The organism is Azospirillum isscasi, from assembly GCF_030849505.1.
In the GTDB taxonomy this organism is placed as follows: domain Bacteria; phylum Pseudomonadota; class Alphaproteobacteria; order Azospirillales; family Azospirillaceae; genus Azospirillum; species Azospirillum isscasi.
The window spans coordinates 1-905 of record NZ_JAUJFI010000372.1 but is presented as its reverse complement, the minus strand read 5'-3'; the positions used below and the strand labels follow the sequence as shown (position 1 = coordinate 905).

Below are 905 nucleotides of genomic sequence, written 5' to 3'. Positions count from 1 at the left end.
GGCCGGACGCGCGGCCGCCGGGCCGTTGGTCCGCTCGGCCAGAGCCGCGGCGGCGGCGCGGTCCATCAGGGGAAGGGCGTCGATGGGGCGCCGGGGATCGTCGAGCGCTGCGGCCAGCAGCGTGGCGTAGGCCGCGGCCATGGCCTCCGCCGTTTCCCGCGCGATCAGGCCCGAGCGGTATTCCAGCCGCCCCGACACCGCGCTATCGGCGGCCTGGAGCTCCAAGGCCAGATCGAAGCGGGCGACCGGCAATTCCACCGCCTCGCCCACCAGATGGACGGGGCCGGCGCGCTCCTCCCACGGCGGCAGGGTCAACAGGTTGAACATGGCCTGGAACAGCGGCGTGCGCCCCGCCCGCCGTTCGGGCCTCAGCATCGCGACCAGCTCGCCGAAGGGCAGGTCCTGGTGGCGGAAATCCTCCAGGCAGGCGTCGCGCACCCGCTCCGTCAGGGTGCCGAAGCCGGGATCGCCGCTCAGGTCGGTGCGCAGCACCAGCGTGTCCACGAAGAAACCGACGAGTTCCTCGGTTTCGGTGCGGTTGCGGTTGCGGTTGGCGATTGGGGTGCCGATGGGCAGGTCGCGCGCTCCGGTGAAGCGGGCCAGCAGCGCCGCCCAGCCGGCCAGAAGCACCATGTAAAGGGTCGCTCCACGCTCCTGCCCGTAGCGCTCCAGCCGGGCCGCCAGCGCGGAATCGAGCCGCAGCGGGACGAAGGCGCCCCGCCCGTCGGGTTCGCCGGCCCGGGGCAGATCCAGCGCGGCGGGGAGCGCGTCGAGCCGGCGGCGCCAATAAGCGCGGGCGGCCTCCCGCTCCGCCCCGCGGGCGGGGTCGGCGCACCAGGCGGCGTAGTCGCGGGAGCGGATGGGCAGCGGGGGCAGGCCGGCGGGCGAACCGGGGGGGGAGGGCG

Annotated in this window: 1 protein-coding gene; it reads right to left on the bottom strand. The window is 75.4% G+C overall.

The genetic code is table 11. From position 1 onward, the window contains the following. Nucleotides 1-905 (bottom strand): condensation domain-containing protein (locus tag QSG27_RS29060; RefSeq protein WP_306712343.1); only part of this gene is annotated, 905 nt, incomplete at both ends.